The organism is Starkeya nomas (assembly GCF_902703545.1).
GTDB lineage: Bacteria > Pseudomonadota > Alphaproteobacteria > Rhizobiales > Xanthobacteraceae > Ancylobacter > Ancylobacter moscoviensis.
Map to the genome: position 1 here is coordinate 2532940 of NZ_CACSAS010000001.1, position 17974 is coordinate 2550913.

The following is a 17974-nucleotide window of genomic DNA, read 5'->3' on the forward strand; positions in this document are numbered from 1 at the left end:
TCGGCAAAGCCACCCAAACCCACCAGGGAGAAGCCGCGAAACTTGACCGCCACCTGACCCCAGACCACCATCAACCCGGGTCACTTCTCAGTGGAAATCCAGGGTCACTTCTCGACGGAAATCAACATCATCGCCCCATCGTGGACATTGCCGGAGACGATCCGATCAGGATTGGCCACGATTTCGCCCTTGAACCGTTTTGGCCATCCTTCAAAGATCACAACCTCGTCGAATTGCTTTCCCTTCGCCTTGTGCATGTTCATCACCACGATGCCGGATTCAGGCTTGTGGGCTGTTGCGAAATGCTCCTGAACAAACGACTGGCGGGTGATCGCAAGGGCGTTGCTATAGCCGCTGACGTCACGCCAGTCCTGGGCCAACCCCTGACGGAGCTGTGTACCGCGCTCAAGCAGACGCACGTTCCGGACCTCCTTTGCGACATCCTTCAGTCGCTCACAGGCCCCAGCATCCAGCACGCCGCGCACCGCGACCCAATCCGCGCCCGGATCGCCCGTGAACGTCAGCGCAGCAATTGCCCGATGCACGGCATAGGTTCCCTGCAAGACGCTGTTACCAGGCGTCGGTCGTCCTTTCGCTAGACATTCGTTCCATTTGGACAGCGCCTTCCGGAACCGCGCAGCCTCGTCCATGTCTCCCTTGGTCGGCGTTGCGCCACCTCGACCGTGGAAATAGCTGCACATCAACTCGACAAATTCGTCGAAACATCCGTCATGCCCGCGCTGTTGGAGCAGGAAAGCGATGATCTCCGCAGCCAAGATCGGGCCTTCCATATCGACGGCTGCCATGTGGGAAATGGGCGGGACATTGCCGAATGGCTCGCGCAGAATATCCGACACCATCCGGGTCATTTTCTTGGTCGGCACGAGAATCGCCAATGACCAATCGCTCCGGCCAGTTTCGATCAACCGCTTCCGGGCTTGCAGCACCTGACCGACCAATGAGGCATAAGCTTGGTTGGGATTCGACTCGAACAGCGCGCAATCGATCCCCTTGTAGTCGTTCTGGCGAAATTTCCCCGTAAGGATGTCGTTGCCGAATAGAGCAATCTCAGTCCCCTTACTCCGATGGTTGTCACCGGCGAGATCGTGAACCGTCGGCGCGAAGGCTGCCGTGAAGTGGTTCAGCCTTTCCGGATCGGCGCCGATGAAATCGAAGATGCGCTGCTCCGGGTCGGCAAGAGCGATCAACGTGCTGTTGGCGCCGAGGGCTTGGACCACCCGCCATTGATCGGCGCTGGTGTCCTGAAACTCATCCAGGATAATGTACGGATACATCGTAGAGATGAGCGCTCGAACCTTATCTGAGCCGTGAAGCAGGGTTGCCACGCGGTCTGCGAACAGGTCGAAGCAGACCTTCCCTTCTTCGGTCGCCAGCCGGACACGCTCCGCCACCTCCTTCGCGCGCTTCTCGGCCTTTTCCTCGTCCGACAGATTCCTCGCCGCTTTGTAGCCGCTTCGAACCGCCGACAATGCAATCGCCTCATTCGGAGGTGTGAGGATCGTCATCCGCCGTGGGAAGCCGACGAGATAGCCATGCGTTTTGAGGATGCGCCAGAAGAACGAATGGTAGGTATCGACCTCGATCCGTCGCCTCTCCTCCCGCGTGATCGCGCTTTCTTCGTCGATCGCCTCAAGGACGCGGGAAACGGTGGCCCGCGCGAAGCTGAGGAAAAGAATACGCTGACCGGGCTTCAACTCCTCGCGCGCGATCTTCGCCGCCTTGAGGATGGAAACGGTGGTTTTCCCCGAACCGGGACCGCCGGTGACGAGCTGATGCCCCACGGCCTGGAGAATTGCCTTCTGCGTTTCGGTTAGGTCGACCACCGCGCAATCGCCTATCCCAAGATGTCAGCAAAAAGATCTTCGCCATCGGCCTCGGCCGGTTGAGGTGGCGGGTCACACGCTGCCTTCAAGGTGGTGCAGGCATCGCGCAGCCACTGAGGGATTTCGACTTCGGAGCACTGGGCCAAGAACTCGGCTATTCCCCAATTACCTTTTGACCATTTGAAATAAGCTCCAAGCGCGGCAGCCGCTTGTGCTTTTGGATTCGGATACTGGTTCAGGAGATGCTGCGGCCAATCGAGTTGATCGGCAAATCGCTCCAATGCAGCCTGCGTGGTGTTGTTGAGGATCAGATCCTCAATGCCCTTCTCTTCGTGCATGAACAGGCGTTCCACCTGGGCCTCAATGGCAGCCTTGGCGGCATCTGTCTGCTTGTCGCACAATGCAAAGGTCCGCTTCCCAAGGCTCTTGTATAAAGCCCCAAGGTCGGCGATCTGAGTCTCGCTTCCGGCGTCGATTACGCACACGCCCAAGGCTTCCAAAGACGCATAGGTGGCAGGGTTAAGCTCCGCCAAACGCCGCGCGACGACCGGAAAAGAGGCCGCCTCTGTCGCACCTTCAGCGATGAGGACACGGCGCGAAAGGAGCCCCTCGCAAAACCGGGTTCGGAAATCCTGCCGGTAGCGCTTGTGTTTGATGCTCTCCGGTAACTCGATTTTGGATTGGCTCAGTTGGCCGTCATCCGAGCGCGCCAGAATAACCGTTTCGTGGAGGCTAAACTCTTCGAGCACATACGGCGAGTGCGACGTGAAGAGCGACTGCGCCGACAGCTTACGCAGCTCGTGGACGATCCGCTTCTGCGCGTATGGCGGAATAGCCGTTTCGGCTTCCTCCATCGCAAAAATGACATTCTGCTTGTCCTCGGCGATCTGTGACAGCATCGCGAGCACCAGCATGTTGATCGTCCCCGTTCCCTGCCGAAAGAAGGGAGCGGCATGATCGCCCGCGCCTGTGGCGATGAACGCGGTGATGACCTTGCGCAAATGCTCGCGTGTCAGGTTCGACACCTTAAGGTGCGGCTTCACTCCCCATTCGCGCGGGACGTATTTCTTCAGCGACTTGTCGATGCTCTCGAGCACGCCCGAGATGCCAATGGCCGGGTCGCTCGCGACATCGTAGGCTGCAAGCGTTCCGATCGTCCCTTCCCACATCTGCGGCCGGATTTCCTTCAGCCGGAGGATGATGTCCAGCAGGCTGCCATGTTCCAAGCTGAGCGCCCGAGATCCTGTCCTCAACGACCGCAGGAAAAGAAATCCGCAGTGCTGCTTGTCCTTCTTCGAGAACGATGCAGGTGTCTCATCCTCTGAGAGACTGCGCGTGAAATAGCTGTTGCCGACGAAGTCATCCTCATCTGGATCGTATTCGCCGATGAATGTGACGCGCAGCGCCGCCTTGATCTCGGCAGCATCGACCCCGGCCGGGTCGGCCTCCTGATAGAAGTCTCCGGTAGTAGTATTCAGCCACTCGACGTTGGCTCCAAATCGTGCCTCCTGCTCCGGTGACAGATTGGTGATCGTCACCTCGACCGTGATTTTCGGCGCGGGGCCGGGCTCCGCGCCCTCGGGAGCATCGGGGTTTGGGCTAGGAAGATAGCGCCCCTGATAGAAATCATGCTCATCCACGGGTGGTCGCCGGCTCAGCCGGTCCGGCCCCAAGGCGAGATCGATCGCTTCGAATACCGACGATTTGCCGGTATTGTTGTCGCCGATCAGTACGGCGTGATCAGGCAGCACCAGTTTGGCCGACTGGATGCCGCGAAAATTTTCGATCACTACCGAGAATATCTTCAACGCCCGCCCCCCTTTAGGCCCCCATTCGGTTAGCCCGCGCAGCTATATCTGTACATCGCGCCATGAGCGCCTCGAACGGCTCGGCATCATCGAAGAGCAGCCCATCCTCGACCATGCGGGCATAGTCGTCCTTCAGCGCCTTCGCGCCATCGCCGACCGGCACGAGTTGCAAGCCGCCGCTGACAGCCGCTGCATAGTCGATCGGCGTGCGGTCGGCGGCCTTCTCCGCGAAGAACATCGACTTGTGCCGGGCGACAGCGTTGGCCAGTTCGCGATCGGCGAAAGCAGCTTCCGCGAAGCCGGCTTCATCAAGCCGGACAACATCGTGCCAGTGTCGTGCGAAGCGATCGCCGCGCAGCCGCTCCTGGAGGCAGAAGACGTGGATGGCGGTCGCCTTCTCCCAGAAGGTCCGCTCCGCGTGCATGACGCGCGGCCGCGCCGTCGGGAATACCAGTCCGTCGATCAGGTCGGCGGCGTCGCAGGAGACATCGCGCAGGCTCGCCGGTTCGCCCGTCGAGCGGGCGCCGAACTCCAGCATGACGCTGGGCGCGACATAGCCTGACCCGGCCGCGGTCGCCTCATAGTCGATGAAGAGCCTGTCATCCTCGACGCGGATGGTCGCCGCCAGACCTTCGGCGGCCAGCGCGTTCGCGATCACGGGCTGCACGGTTTCCGCGACCCAGGCCGGCAACCGCCGACGGACCTCGCTGGACCAGCGCTTTTCCTCGCTGCGGGTTTTCGGAAGGCCCTCGCCATTGTCCCCGACAAGATCGGGCGCGATCGCCCGAATGTCGTAGGTCAGATCCACGTCCTCCGAAAACCGGCGAATGACGTGATAGGCTTTCGACAGCGACGTGCCGCCCTTGAACACCAGATGTTCGCCAAGCGGCGCGGCGTAGAGGGTCGCCAGCGCCCACACCACCCACACATCCTTTTCGAGAAGATGGGTGGGACGGCCCGAACGGTCGGCCGCGACGCCCAGCGCGTCGCGCCGGTCCTCGGCTGAAAGCTGGAGAAAGACGTCAGCCATACGCCGCCTTTCCGACGCTCTGCGCGAGCCATGTCGGAAGCTGCGGCGCGGCGGCGACCAGTTCGCCGAACACGCCGGGCGGCATCTTCCGCTTCAATGTCGTGAGCGCGGCCTCTGCCTTTTCCGGGCCGAGCCAGGCCAGCGCCCGCACGGCCTCCCCCGCCGGCCGGTTGGCCAGGGCCAGTTGCCAGCGCGGCGCGTGCCGCAATTCCACGACCTGCTTGCCGAGGTGCATCTTTCGGCTGCGCCCGGAGGTCAGATAGACCGAGCGGACGGGCACCTGCGTCGTCAAGCCAAGGGCGTTCGCCGCGGCAGCGCCGTTCGAGACGATGACCTCCCCCTTTTGGGTTGCAAGAGCCTCGACAGCCTGCTCGACCGAAGGCGTGCGCGTGCCGAACCGGCTGGCGATGGGGCGCAGATAGACGCCGCGACCGGCGCGGATGAGCTGCCCGCGCTCCGTCAGGCGCGACAACGCCTGATCCACGGCCGCCCGGTTTCCGAGGTGCAGCAGGCTCTTGGCGGACACAGGAGCGCCTTCGGGCAGGCCCGTCGCATGCGACAAAATCTGTTCGGTCAGCCGTGTCATCGTCTTTCTCCTGTTGGAAACATATGCGAGTTTCTGACAGTTTTCAAGGAAGCCCATAAGAACAGGCCGGATAAGGGGGAAAGCCTTCCCCTGCGGCCGAGCCAGGGTCTCGGCCGACCCCTTCTGCGGGGAGAGCCCCGCAACGCCCCCCAGTAGAGTGAGAGTGCGGACGGGATTTCCGTGACGGGTTGAGGGCTGGAGAAGAGGTCTCCGGCACCCGTCGCGGAGAACCGCGATGTTCAGGAATGACCGCAACGGGCGTGCCGGCTCCGACCGCGCGAGCCTATACGACGACATCACCAGCAAGATCATCGCCGAGCTGGAGGCAGGCCGCTTCCCCTGGGTCCAGCCCTGGGCATCGGCCTCGGTCAAGGCGCCCCTCGCCATGCCGAGGAACGCCGCGACCGGGCGGCATTATTCGGGGATCAATGTACTGATCCTCTGGGGCGCAGTGATCCAGCACGGCTTTCCCGGCCAGAGCTGGCTCACCTTCCGCCAGGCCCTGTCGCTCGGCGGCAATGTCCGCCGGGGCGAACGCGGCACCACCGTCGTCTATGCCGACCGTTTCACGCCGGAGGACGAGAAGCGCCGCGCCCGCGAGGCCGGCGAGGAAGCTGCCGCGATCCCGTTCCTCAAGCGCTTCACGGTGTTCAACGCGGCGCAATGCGACGGCCTGCCGGAGGATGTCGCCGTTGTTGCTCCACCGCCTCCGCCCGGCCTCATCGAGCCGCAGGTCGAGGCCCTGATCCGGGCGACCGGCATCGACTTCCGCATCGGCGGGGACCGCGCTTTCTATGTCCCTGCGCTCGACTATGTGCAGGTGCCGCCGCCCCAGGCATATTTCGAGCCGATCAACTGGCACAGGACGGCCCTGCACGAGCTGGGGCACGCCACGGGCCACCCCTCGCGCCTGAACCGCGATTTCTCGGGTTCCTTCGGCTCGAAGAAATACGCCTTCGAGGAGCTGGTGGCCGAGATCAACGCGGCCTTCTGCTGCGCCTCGCTCGGCATCACGCCTACCGTCCGCCATGCCGATTATATCGGCTCCTGGCTCGATGTGCTGCGCGAGGACAATCGCGCCATCGTCCGCGCCGCCTCCCAGGCGAGCAAGGCGGCCGACTGGCTGCTCGGGTTCCAGCCGGGCGTCGATGTCGATGCGGCCGACAACGAACGGCAGGCCGCGTGACGATCCTGAAAACCGGAAAGACGGAGAAGCGGGCTTCCGGCTCTACGCCTTTCCGCGAGCCTGGCGCTGCCCTCCGAGAGTGAGAGGGCGGCGCTTCGCTTCGTGACGGGTTGGAGGTCGAGAGAGAGGCTCCCGACCGCCCGTCGCGGAGTAACGAACATGGCGACCGCCATTCAGAAGATCACCCTGTCGTCGGCGCGCGACATCCCCTTCAACAAGCTGGTGCTGAGCCAGTCCAATGTCCGGCGCGTCAAGGCCGGCGTCTCGATCGAGGAGCTGGCCGAGTCCATCGCCCGGCGCGGTCTCATCCAGAGCCTCCATGTCCGTCCCGTCCTCGACGCCGATGGCGCCGAGAGCGGCATGTTCGAGGTGCCCGCCGGCGGCCGTCGCTATCGCGCGCTCGAACTGCTCGCGAAGCAGAAGCGCCTGGCCAAGACCGCACCGGTGCCCTGCGTCGTCGGCGACGCCAACAGCGACATCCTGGTCGACGAGGTCTCGCTGGTCGAGAACATGGAACGCGCGCCGCTGCATCCGCTCGACCAGTTCCGCGCCTTCCAGGCCATGCGCGACAAGGGCATGACCGAGGAAGCCATCGCCGCAGCCTTCTTCGTCGGCGTCAATGTCGTGAAGCAGCGCCTGCGCCTCGCCTCCGTCTCGCAGACTTTGCTCGAGATCTATGCCGACGACGGCATGACGCTCGAACAGCTCATGGCCTTCACCGTCAGCTCCGACCATGCCCGTCAGGAACAGGTCTGGGAGGCAGTCAAGGATAGCTGGCAGAAGGAGCCCTATCAGATCCGCCGGATGCTGACCGAGACCTCGGTACGCGCCTCCGACAAAAGGGCCGTCTTCATCGGCGTCGAGACTTATGAGGCGGCCGGCGGCGTCGTGCTGCGCGACCTGTTCCAGTCGGACGATGGTGGCTGGCTGCAAGATCCGGCCCTGCTCGACCGCCTGGTGGCCGAGAAGCTGAAGACCACCGCCGACGAGATCGCGAGCGAAGGCTGGAAATGGGTCGAGGCCGCCTTGAGCTTTCCCTACGGCCACCAGCATGGGCTTCGCGAACTGGCTGGCGTCACGGTCGACCTGACCGAGGAGGAGAGCGCCACCCGCGAAGCGCTGCGCGACGAATACGACCGGCTCGAAGCCGAATATGCCGAAGCCGACGAGCTGCCGGACGAGATCGACGCACGTCTCGGCGAGATCGAACAGGCCCTCGACGCCTTCGAGCAGCGCCCGACGATCTACGATCCGGCCGACATCGCCGTCGCCGGCGTCTTCATCAGCCTCGATGCCGACGGCTCGCTGTCGGTGGATCGCGGCTATGTCCGTTCCGAGGATGAACGTCCCGTCGAGACCGAAGGCAGCGATGCGCCGGAGGTTGACGGTGAAGCTGGCCAGCAGGCCGCGCCCGCCGTTCAACGCGCCGTCATCACCATCGGCGGCCAGCCCGCGGAGCCGGAGGACGATGAGGAGGACGGCATCAAGCCGTTGCCCGAGCGCCTCGTCATTGAGCTGACCGCGCATCGCACCCTCGCTCTGCGCAACGCGGTTGCGGAACATCCCGACGTCGCCATGACCATGCTGCTGCACAAGCTGGTCAGCGACACCTTCCGGCGCACCGCACCGGCCGGCTGCCTCGAGGCCCGCGTCAATCATATCTTCTTCTCGGCACAGTCCGAGGAGTTGAAGGACAGCACGCCCGCGCGCGAGGTCGCCGAGCGACACGAGCGCTGGGGTGATCACGTTCCCGACGACGACCAGGCCCTGTGGGACTGGCTCTCCCTGCTCGACCCCGGCACGCGCCTCGATCTGCTCGCCCATTGCGTCAGCTACGGCGTGAACGCCCTGTTCGAGCGGCCCAATCCCTACAGCGGATCGGGCGTCAGCCAGCATGGGCTGGACGTGCGCCTCTCGCAGGCCGACCGGCTGGCGCGAGCCACCGGCCTCGACATGGTGGCGGCGGGCTGGAGGCCGACGGTCGGCAACTATCTCGGCCGCGTCACCAAGCCCCGCATCCTCGAAGCCGTGCGCGAAGGCGCGGGCGAGCGGGCCGCCCAACTCATCGACCATCTGAAGAAGGGTGACATGGCCAAGGAGGCCGAGCGCCTGTTGGCCGACACCGGCTGGCTGCCGGAGCCGCTGCGCCTAGTCGACCTCGATGATGGGCAGACCATCGAACCGGGCACGGAGGCAGACGCCGCAGACGAGGCGGCCTTGCCGGACTTCCTGAGCGAGGACGGCGACGACGAAGACGGCGACGGGATCGAGGACGAGGACGCCCTGACGATCGCGGCCGAATGATCCTCACGGCGGGGGAGCGGCGAGAGGTCGCTTCCCCGCATCGTCGTAAGGAGACCTTCCATGATTGCACCCGACCCGTCCGCCACGCGCCGCGTCGTGTTTCAGTATCTCGTGCCCGTTCACGTCGAGGTCGAAGACGGTCTCGTCGTTTGCGTCACTGTCATCGACGAAACGCCGGTGCGCGATCCATCCCTGGTCAAAGGCGATGCCGGCTACCTGCCGGAAGCCGTCGCCGCCGCCGACGATGGCCAGCCCTGGCCATCCTGGCGGTTCGGCTACTGACCGCCTTCGCCCCCCCAACCCAGCCCGGCCATCGCGCCGGGCTTTCTCGTTTCAGGAGCCTGTCATGGCCGACTATTTCACCCATTTCTCGTGCCTGCTCGACGTCGGCACGCCCGAGAACGCCGCCCGAGCGCTCGATCTCTACAACCGCCTATCCGAGGAAGGCGCATCGGAGGAACCACCCTCCGAAGGCTTCCTCCTCTCGATCCAGCCAGAGCATGGCGGCAGCCAACTCTGGATGCGCGACGACGTGACCGGCGATCCCGAACGCCTCATCCATTTCGTGAACCGCTGCGCCGCCGAGTTCGGCCTCAAAGGCAGATGGGGATTCCAATATGCCAACACCTGCTCGAAGCCCCGGCTCGATGGCTTCGGCGGCGGCGCGCATGTCCTCGATCTCGCTACCGGCGCGACCGTGGACTGGATCTACACCGATGGCTGGCTCGATCGGATCATCTCCGGCGAGGGAGGACCGCTATGAGCATCCCCTCCCATGCCCGGAGCAATTTCCAGACCCTGCTGCGCGCGGCGGGCGACGGCAATCTCGCCCTCATGGAATGCCTCGACGCGGTGACGGGCAGCCCGCGCTACGTCATCTGCGCCGTGGGGCGGGACGATGGCGATTACGTCTTCACGCCCTTCGGCCATCTCGCCGACGGCAATCCCTACGACGCCTATCTGCCGCCCGATCCTGGCGATCCCGAAGGCTTCGTGCGCCCTGAGCCGGGAGAGGCGCCATGACCGACATCGACGCCATCTTCGCGGCGGATCGCCAGCATCCGCCGCGCGAACGGTCTCTGCCCTGGCCGGAAACCAGGGACGGCATCACCGTCGTCATCGAGCCCAAGCCGCATTGGGCCAACGACATGCGGGCCTTCCGATCCGGGGCTCGCGAATATTGCGCCTATGCCGATTGGGCCGAGAACGGCGCCCGCGCCAGGTTCTTCGGCCACATCGACACCTGCGGCGATGACCTCATCCGCAAGGCCCGCGCGCTCGTCGCCGGCGAGATCGCCGACGGACATTGGAACTGATCCCCGGAAAAGCGCCCCACCTCACGGTCGGGCGCTTTTTCCATGCCGGCGTCCCGAGAGTGAGAGGGCGGCCGGAACGGGTTTGAGCCGGTGCGGTCGAGAGAGAGCGCCGCGCGGCTCGTCCGTTCCCGCTCTCCCGAGGTTCCCGTCATGACCCTGATTTCCGCATCCGCGGCGGCGTCCGCCGCCGCGCCGCTTCCGCTCGGCTCCAATCCCGAACCCGCCGGCGCCATCTTGACGGCCGCCGGTCTGCTGCTGCCCCATCTCGAACGCGGCGAGCGCGTCGATGCCGCCGCCCTGCGTGCAGCGATGGAGACCGCCTTCGGCGCATCGGACGCCACCGGCGCCTGGGACTGGAAGACGGCCTATGACGCCTGCGAGGCGGCGACCGTCCTGTTCCTCCGCAAATACGGACGTGCGCTTTTCCGCAAAGCCGGGTCTCCGGCAGCCCGCCTTTCCGCGCTGTCGAAAATCGCCAACCTTCTGCCGACGCATACACGGCGGTCGACGGAGAGCCAGACCTTCCAGCAATTCTCGACGCCGATCCCGCTCGGCCTGGTCGCCGCCCACGCCGCGGCAATCACTCCGGCCGACCGGGTGCTGGAACCGTCGGCGGGTACCGGCCTGCTCGCGATCCTCGCGGAGATCGCCGGCTGCGCGCTCGTCCTCAACGAGCTGGCCGACACCCGCGCCAGCCTGCTGTCGCTTCTCTTCCCGGCCATTCCCGTCACCCGCTTCGACGCGGCCCAGATCGACGATCATCTCGATCCCGCCGTCACGCCTAGCGTCGTGCTGATGAACCCGCCGTTCTCCGCAATGGCCAATGTCGAAGGCCGCATAGCCGACACCACATATCGCCATGTCGCCTCGGCGCTGGCGCGTCTGGCGCCCGGCGGACGACTGGTGACGATCACCGGCGCCAGCTTCGCGCCCGACAATCTGGCCTGGCGGGACGCCTTCATTCGTCTGCAGGCGCGCGGGCGCATCGTCTTCTCCGCCGCCATCGACGGCGCGGTCTATGCCAAACATGGCACGACATTTCCGACGCGGCTGACCGTCATCGACAAGCGGCCCGCCGACGATCCGGCCGTGTTCCCGGCCGCACCCGGCGTTGCCTCGGACGCCGCCACGCTGCTGGGCTGGCTCGACGATCATCTGCCGACACGGCTCGCCGTCGATCCCTCCCTCACGGTCCCGACTGTCGCGGCTTCCGCCCCTCGCAGCGTGCGCGGCTACATCAACCGCACCGCCAAGGCCGTCCCTGCGGCCGTGCCGATGGCCGAGCCGGAGGGCCTGCCACTCTCCTACGAGACCCAGGACGGCCTAGCGGGCGAAGGCGGCCGTTTGTCCGACGGCATCTATGAAGAATACGGATTGCAGGCGATCCGTATTGCCGGTTCTCAGGCGCACCCCACCAGGCTGGTGCAATCGGCGTCGATGGCTTCGGTCGCCCCGCCCAGACCGAGCTATCGGCCGCACCTCCCGGTCAATATCCATGAGCTGCTGTCCGACGCGCAGCTCGAGACCGTCATTTATGCCGGCGAGGCTCACTCCGATCATCTCGCCGGATCATGGACGGTGGACGCCACCTTCGAGGTCGTCACCGCCGCGCGCGAGGATGCGACGACCGCCGCGCGCTTCCGGCGCGGCTTCATGATCGGTGACGGCACCGGCGTCGGCAAAGGGCGTCAGTCCGCCGCGATCATTCTCGACAACTGGCTCCAGGGCCGCCGCAAGGCGGTGTGGATCAGCAAATCCGACAAGCTGATCGAGGACGCGCAGCGCGACTGGTCGGCGCTCGGCATGGAGCGCCTGCTGGTCACGCCGCTGTCGCGTTTCCCGCAAGGACGGCCGATCACGCTGCCGGAAGGCGTCCTGTTTACGACCTATGCCACGCTACGCTCCGATGACCGCGGCGAGAAGGTTTCGCGCGTCCGGCAGATCGTCGAATGGTTGGGCTCCGACTTCGACGGAGTCCTCATTTTCGACGAGGCGCACGCGATGCAGAACGCCGGTGGCGGCAAGGGAGAACGCGGCGACGTCGCCGCCTCGCAGCAGGGCCGCGCGGGTCTGCGGCTCCAGCACGCGCTGCCGAACGCCCGCGTCGTCTATGTCTCGGCGACCGGCGCCACGACGGTCCACAACCTCGCCTACGCCCAGCGGCTCGGCCTGTGGGGCGGCGAGGATTTTCCGTTCAGCACCCGCGCCGAGTTCGTCGAGGCGATCGAGGCCGGCGGCGTCGCGGCGATGGAGGTGCTGGCCCGCGACCTGCGCGCGCTCGGCCTCTACACCGCCCGCTCGCTCTCCTTCGACGGCGTGGAATATGAGTTGGTCGAGCACGCGCTGACCCTCGAGCAGACCCGCATCTACGACGCCTATGCCGGGGCCTTCGCCATCATCCATAACCACCTCGACGCGGCGATGGAGGCGGCCAATATCACCGGCGCCACCGGCACGCTGAACCGGCAGGCCAAGTCCGCCGCCCGCTCGGCCTTCGAGAGCGCCAAGCAGCGGTTCTTCGGCCATCTGCTTACCAGCATGAAGACGCCGACCCTGATCCGGTCGATCACCAGCGACCTGGAAGCCGGTCATGCCGCCGTGATCCAGATCGTCTCGACCGGCGAGGCGCTGATGGAACGCCGGCTGGCCGACCTGCCGACCGAGGAATGGAACGACGTTCGCGTCGACATCACGCCGAGGGAATATGTTCTCGACTACCTCGCTCATTCCTTCCCGGTGCAGCTCTACGAGCCGTTCACCGACAGCGAGGGCAACCTGTCGTCGCGCCCGGTCTATCGCGACGGCCAGCCCGTCGAAAGCCGCGAGGCCGTGGCGCGCCGCGACGAGCTGATCGCGCAGCTTGCCTCCCTGCCGCCGGTGCCCGGCGCGCTCGACCAGATCGTCCAGCATTTCGGCACCGAGCTGGTGGCGGAGGTTACGGGCCGCTCGCGGCGCATCGTCCGCAAGCGCACGTCCTCGGGCGGCGACCGTCTCGTCGTCGAGAACCGCGCCGCCGCCGCCAATCTCGCCGAAACCCAGGCGTTCATGGATGACAGCAAGCGCATCCTGATCTTCTCGGATGCCGGCGGCACCGGCCGTAGCTATCACGCCGAGCTTTCGGCGCGGAACACGCGGTTGCGTGTCCACTATCTGCTCGAACCCGGCTGGAAAGCGGACGCGGCCATTCAGGGCCTCGGCCGCACGCACCGGACCAACCAGGCGCAGCCGCCGCTGTTCCGGCCCATCGCCACGGACGTCAAGGCGGAGAAACGCTTCCTCTCCACCATCGCCCGCCGGCTCGACACGCTGGGCGCCATCACCCGCGGCCAGCGCCAGACCGGCGGCCAGGGCCTGTTCCGGCCCGAGGACAACCTGGAAAGCGCCTATGCCCGCGATGCGCTCCGCCAGCTCTATCTCCTGCTGGTGCGCGGCAAGGTCGAAGGCTGCTCACTCGCGCGCTTCGAGTCCGCCACCGGCCTGAAGCTGATGGACGCGAATGGCATCAAGGACGAGTTGCCGCCGATCACCACCTTCCTCAACCGGCTGCTGGCGCTGACCATCGAGCTTCAGGGCGTGCTGTTCACCGCCTTCGAGCAGCTTCTCGCCGCAAAGATCGAGGGCGCCATCTCCGCCGGCATCTACGATGTCGGGCTGGAGACGCTGACCGCGGAAGGCTTCACCGTCACCGGCCGCCAGACGATCTACACCCATCCGGGCACGGGCGCGGAGACCCGGCTGCTCACCATCGCGCAGCGCACGCGCAACCGCCCGGTCACGCTGGACGAGGCGCTCGCCTATCTCGGCGAACCCGGCGCCAGGCTGCTGGTCAACGAGCGCTCGGGCCGCGCCGCCGTCCAGATCCCCGCCACCTCGATCATGCTCGACGATGGCGAGATCGAACGCCGCGTCCGGCTGATCCGGCCGATGGAATCGCACACCGTTCCGGTGAAGATGATGGGCGAGACCCATTGGACCGAGGCAGAGCGGAACGACTTCGCCACGGCCTGGAGCGCCGAGGTCGCAGACGTGCCGGCGTTTTCCGACAGCACGATCCACATCGTCGCTGGCCTGTTGCTGCCGATCTGGAAGCGGTTGCCCAACGAGTCCACCCGTGTCTATCGGCTCCAGACCGACGAGGGCGAGCGGATCGTCGGCCGCAAGGTCTCGCCTGCCTGGGCGGCCAACGCCGCCACGACCGGCGCAGCTACGCTCACGCCCGCTGACGCTTTCATGGCGCTGATGGATGGCCGCACCATCCTCGACCTCGCCGAGGGGCTTCAGCTTCGCCGCGTCCGCATCATGGGCGCCGAGCGCATCGAGCTGTCCGGCTTCACCGACACGATGCGCGAGCGGCTCACCGCCTACGGCCTGTTCCACGAGATCATCTCCTGGAAGCTCAGGATGTTCGTGCCGACCGATACCGCCGGCCCCGTGGTGCTGGAGCGCGTGCTGGGCCGCTATCCGGTCCAGCGCATCGGCGAACGCGAGGCGGCGTGATGACCCGTCTCGACGCTTCCGATCTGGCGAACCGTCTCGGCCGGGAGGCCGAGGCGGTATGCCGCTATTATCTCGGCGCCGGCCATCGCCAGGGCAATTACTGGCAGGTCGGCGATGCCCGCAACACGCCCGGCCGCTCGATGTTCGTCCGGCTCAAGGCGACGGCGAAGGGACCGGCGGGTAAATGGACCGACGCCGCCACCGGCGAGCATGGCGATCTGCTCGATGTAATTCGCGAGAGCTGCGGCCTCATCGACTTCGCCGATGTCGTCGCGGAAGCCCGGACTTTCCTCAGCCTGCCGCGTCCCGAACCCGCACTTGAGAAGAAGAAGCGATCAAGCACGCCAGCCCCGTCAGGCTCAGCCGAAGCGGCAAGGCGATTGTTCGCCATGTCGCAGCCAATCGGCGGCACCTCTGTAGAGGCGTATCTCCGCAATCGCGGCATTACGGCTTTGCACGGAACCGGAAACCTCCGCTTCCATCCGCGCTGCTACTACCGGCCCGACGATCATGGCCCGACCGAAACCTGGCCAGCGATGATCGCCGCCGTGACCGATCTCAAAGGCGGGATCACCGGCGCGCATCGCACCTGGCTCGCACCTGACGGCTCCGACAAGGCGCCGATCGAAACGCAGCGCAAGGCGATGGGCGACCTGCTCGGTCATGCCGTCCGTTTCGGGATCGCCAGCGAGGTGATGGCGGTGGGCGAAGGCATCGAAAGCGTCCTGTCAGCACGTCAGGCGATACCGCACATGGCGATGGCGGCGGCGCTCTCCGCTGCCCATCTGGCCGCCATCCTGTTCCCCGAGACGCTGCGCCGGCTCTACATCGTCGGCGACAATGACCCGGCGGGCGACAGCGCGCGGGATAGCCTGGTCGAACGGGCGAACACGGCCGGGATCGAGGCCATCGTGCTCTCGCCGGTGCTGGAGGACTTCAACGAGGATCTCCGACGCCTCGGCATCGACGCGCTCCGCGCCAATCTGCGGGTGCAGCTCACACCGCCGGACGTCGCCCGTTTCTGGCTCAAAGCAGCATAGTCGCCGGCAAGGAGTATCGAGGCCGCAATCCTCATGTCCGCCCGGATGCATTCAACCTTCGGAGAGGACCGCGCCTCGGCCTTCGAGAGGGCGATCGGCCGTCAGCCGGGCCGGATCGGCAATGGCTGCGGCCGACGATTTTCCGGCGCGGCCCTTCGGGCCGCTTTCCATCGCGAAGCAAAATCGCCGGCCCTCGCCATCCTTCGCTGCGCTTCGGCCCTCTCGCTTCGCTCCGGGTGCAGGTCCGTCCCGCCCGACGGCTTCGTCGCCATGAAGGCCGCGACGGTCGCGGTCCAACCGACGGAGCATCCCATGAGCGAGCACGACGACTACGAACCCGAACACGCTGCATCGCCGACCGACCAGATCGCGCAGGAGCTTCAGCTCTACGGCTACCGACCTTCGGAAGACGAAGCCGATCCCAGGCCCGTGCCGGAGGACCGCATCATCGAAGGCGCCGTCGCCGACATCTTCGACGCCCTGATTTCCACCGTGGCCGATACGAGCCTCGATCCTGACCTCGACGACCTCCTCTGGTCCACCGTCAATATGTTCCACCGCGCCGTCGAACGGGCCGACCGCAAGCTCGACGACAACGAGCAGGCGCAGAAACGGCTCCAGCGCGAACAGGATGGCTCCGAGGTCAAATCCGTCCAGCTCGAACGCCTGATCGAGCTTGGGCAATCGCTGATCGAACGACGCGACAGCTTGGAAGTCTTCCGCGACGGCGCCGCCGACCACTACCACCGCGCCACCGGCTCACCCTGGTCCCAGCGCACAGGATCGCGGGTCAACCACCGCCACCTGACCGCCGCGATGATCGACAGCCGCGACTTCATCGCCGCCAAACGCCGCGCGGAAACCGAGGTGCTCGTGCCCGCTGGCCCGAAGATCGCCTTCTCCGGCGGCGACACCGCCGACCACAAGCTGATCTGGGCCAAGCTCGACCAGGTTCACGCCAAGCACTCCGACATGGTGCTGATGCACGGCGGCTCCCCCAAAGGGGCCGAAAAGATCGCCGCCAAATGGGCGGAGACGCGCAAGGTGCCGCAGGTCGCCTTCAAGCCCGACTGGACGAAGCACGCCAAGGCCGCCCCGTTCAAGCGCAACGACGCCATGCTGGCGGTGATGCCGATCGGCGTCCTTATCTTCCCCGGCACGGGCATCCAGGACAACCTCGCCGACAAGGCCAGGAAGCTCGGCATCCCGGTCTATCGGTTCGGCACGGGCGGCGCGTGAGCGCCGTCCACATTTCCATCGACGTGCGGATGTGGCTGCGAGGCAAACCGGCATGAGCGCCCCTGGACGACGACCGCTCCTGTCGCGGATCTCCACCCCGCTTCAAATGCGCTGATCCTTGGTCCGGCCGAGGGCCTGACGCCATCAACCCGTAAAGGGTCGGACTACGCATGCGCGTGCCGCCGCTTCGGCTGCGCCTGTCGCGGTGATTGCGGCCCTCGGCCGAACACATCGGGCGCCTGTCAGCGGGGAATGGATCTCCGCTCGAGACAGGAGCTGGATCGATGTCCTTCAACGCCGCCCACGCCTTCGCCCTCAGCCTCGCCACCACCCTGATGACCGTCATCGTCATCTTTCGCGCCGGCGACGGCACGCTGTCGGTCACACCCGCCAGTGAATATGACGGCGACGCCTCCCAGATCGTCCGCGAAATCGACCCTTTCATCCCATGACGGGGCGAAGGTCATCGCCTGCGGAGCTGGAACCTCATCCGTTTCAGCTCCCGTTGCCGTCCATCTTTTGCTATGTTCCCCCACGCGCCGTGGTGGTGGTGGAAGGCGCGCCCGTCAGAATTTTTCTCTCGGAGGCTCCACCATGATCTTTCTCGGCATTCTCCTTTCCATCGCGGCAATCGGCTTCTTCTGCTGGCTGCTGTTCACGCTCGCCGTCTTTGCGCTGCCATTCTTCGCAGGGATCACCGCAGGCGCCTGGGCCCATGACACCGGCGCAGGCTGGCTTGGCGCAATCCTTGTCGGCGTAGTCGCAGCCGGGCTGACGCTCGGCATCGGTCAGGTCCTGCTCGGGATCGTCCGCCCGCTCTGGGCGCGGATGCTGATCGCGCTCGCCTTCGTCGCGCCCGCGGCCATCGCGGGCTACCACGCGACGCATGGCATCGTGAAACACACCATGCCGTCGGAGACGTGGCAGTTGGTTTTCTCCGTCATCGGCGCAATTGCGGTCGGCATCACCGCGTTTGCGCGCGTCACGGCAATGGCGGCCACCGGCCCGACCGGCCAGCACCCCGCTCAAGCCTGATCGTCTCGCAACGGACACCAACGAGACCGGAACAACGACACCGCACTGCGTCCAGGTCGTATCATGGGTGGCGATGCGGGCGACAGCGC

At 65.7% G+C, this 17974-nt stretch carries 15 protein-coding genes; 11 read left to right on the forward strand and 4 right to left on the reverse strand.

The genetic code is table 11. The annotated features are described in order from the left end of the window. Positions 1 to 104: 104 nt before the first annotated feature. From STARVERO_RS12325 to STARVERO_RS12340, 4 genes are read right to left on the reverse strand one after another with little or no spacing between them, the layout of a single operon-like run. Positions 105 to 1844, reverse strand: a complete 1740-nt coding sequence (locus STARVERO_RS12325; RefSeq protein ID WP_244616751.1) for a UvrD-helicase domain-containing protein — start codon at positions 1842 to 1844, stop codon at positions 105 to 107. A gap of 11 nt (positions 1845 to 1855) precedes the next feature. After that, a complete protein-coding gene (locus STARVERO_RS12330) occupies positions 1856 to 3652 on the reverse strand; it encodes an ATP-dependent nuclease (RefSeq protein ID WP_159599056.1) in 1797 nt (598 codons plus the stop codon). 13 nt (positions 3653 to 3665) lie between these two features. After that, the gene (locus STARVERO_RS12335) at positions 3666 to 4682 is read right to left on the reverse strand and encodes a nucleotidyl transferase AbiEii/AbiGii toxin family protein (RefSeq protein ID WP_159599058.1); all 1017 of its coding nucleotides are present in this window, start codon (positions 4680 to 4682) and stop codon (positions 3666 to 3668) included. After that, entirely contained in the window at positions 4675 to 5268 is a 594-nt protein-coding gene (locus STARVERO_RS12340) for a DUF6088 family protein (RefSeq protein ID WP_012454931.1), read from the reverse strand. Before STARVERO_RS12340 ends, STARVERO_RS12335 begins: the two co-directional genes overlap by 8 nt. A 235-nt stretch (positions 5269 to 5503) precedes the next feature. On the opposite strand from STARVERO_RS12340, the gene STARVERO_RS12345 reads away from it, so the two are divergent. From STARVERO_RS12345 to STARVERO_RS12390, 11 genes are all read left to right on the forward strand, one after another. Next, complete coding sequence (locus STARVERO_RS12345) at positions 5504 to 6454, forward strand: ArdC family protein (protein WP_159599060.1); 951 nt, start codon at positions 5504 to 5506, stop codon at positions 6452 to 6454. A 159-nt stretch (positions 6455 to 6613) separates the two neighbouring features. Then, positions 6614 to 8758, forward strand: a complete 2145-nt coding sequence (locus STARVERO_RS12350; protein ID WP_159599062.1) for a ParB/RepB/Spo0J family partition protein — start codon at positions 6614 to 6616, stop codon at positions 8756 to 8758. A gap of 60 nt (positions 8759 to 8818) precedes the next feature. After that, the gene (locus tag STARVERO_RS12355; protein ID WP_159599064.1) at positions 8819 to 9040 is read left to right on the forward strand and encodes a hypothetical protein; all 222 of its coding nucleotides are present in this window, start codon (positions 8819 to 8821) and stop codon (positions 9038 to 9040) included. Between the two features lie 64 nt (positions 9041 to 9104). Further along, positions 9105 to 9521 carry a hypothetical protein gene (locus STARVERO_RS12360; RefSeq protein ID WP_159599066.1) on the forward strand — a complete coding sequence of 139 codons (417 nt, stop codon included), beginning with the start codon at positions 9105 to 9107 and terminating at the stop codon, positions 9519 to 9521. Next, positions 9518 to 9781, forward strand: coding sequence for a DUF6117 family protein (locus tag STARVERO_RS12365; RefSeq protein WP_159599068.1), 264 nt, complete (start codon positions 9518 to 9520; stop codon positions 9779 to 9781). Before STARVERO_RS12360 ends, STARVERO_RS12365 begins: the two co-directional genes overlap by 4 nt. After that, on the forward strand, positions 9778 to 10074 hold the full coding sequence (locus STARVERO_RS12370; protein WP_159599070.1) for a hypothetical protein: 297 nt from the start codon (positions 9778 to 9780) through the stop codon (positions 10072 to 10074). Before STARVERO_RS12365 ends, STARVERO_RS12370 begins: the two co-directional genes overlap by 4 nt. A 150-nt stretch (positions 10075 to 10224) precedes the next feature. Then, positions 10225 to 14571 carry a strawberry notch family protein gene (locus STARVERO_RS12375; RefSeq protein ID WP_159599072.1) on the forward strand — a complete coding sequence of 1449 codons (4347 nt, stop codon included), beginning with the start codon at positions 10225 to 10227 and terminating at the stop codon, positions 14569 to 14571. Then, positions 14571 to 15611: a DUF7146 domain-containing protein gene (locus tag STARVERO_RS12380; RefSeq protein WP_159599074.1), complete on the forward strand. Its 1041-nt coding sequence runs from the start codon at positions 14571 to 14573 to the stop codon at positions 15609 to 15611. Before STARVERO_RS12375 ends, STARVERO_RS12380 begins: the two co-directional genes overlap by 1 nt. Positions 15612 to 15923: 312 nt before the next feature. Next, the gene (locus STARVERO_RS12385; protein WP_159599076.1) at positions 15924 to 16850 is read left to right on the forward strand and encodes a DUF2493 domain-containing protein; all 927 of its coding nucleotides are present in this window, start codon (positions 15924 to 15926) and stop codon (positions 16848 to 16850) included. 284 nt (positions 16851 to 17134) lie between these two features. Beyond that, a complete protein-coding gene (locus STARVERO_RS23370) occupies positions 17135 to 17302 on the forward strand; it encodes a hypothetical protein (RefSeq protein ID WP_012454941.1) in 168 nt (55 codons plus the stop codon). A 142-nt stretch (positions 17303 to 17444) separates the two neighbouring features. Next, a complete protein-coding gene (locus STARVERO_RS12390; RefSeq protein WP_012454942.1) occupies positions 17445 to 17885 on the forward strand; it encodes a hypothetical protein in 441 nt (146 codons plus the stop codon). The last annotated feature ends 89 nt before the right edge of the window (positions 17886 to 17974 follow it).